Consider the following 267-nt stretch of genomic DNA (forward strand, 5'->3'; position numbering starts at 1 on the left):
GGAGTTTGGGGATGGCCACATCGATCGTGCCGGCGCGGGTGTCCAGGGGTCGGTGGCGGTAGCCGTTGCGCTGCGCTGTCCGGTGTTCGGAGGGCTTGCCGTACTCGGCCCCGCAGACCGCGTCAGCGTCGGCGGAGAGCAGTGCGTTGATCACGGTCTGCAGCAGGTGGCGCAGCAGGTCTGGGGAGGCCTCCCCGAGAGCTTCGCGCAGCAGGCGTTCAGGGTCGACAATGTGTGGAGCGGTCATCGTGGTGATGTCCTTTCGAG

1 protein-coding gene is annotated in these 267 nt (G+C 67.4%); it reads right to left on the reverse strand.

The window, feature by feature from the left end:
* Window positions 1-247 (reverse strand): transposase (locus NR072_RS11570; RefSeq protein ID WP_256836931.1); only part of this gene is annotated, 247 nt, incomplete at its 3' end.
* Between the last annotated feature and the right edge of the window lie 20 nt (window positions 248-267).

Origin of the sequence: Micrococcus sp. Mcc89 (genome assembly GCF_024519795.1) — a bacterium.
Classification (GTDB): Bacteria; Actinomycetota; Actinomycetes; order Actinomycetales; family Micrococcaceae; genus Micrococcus; species Micrococcus luteus.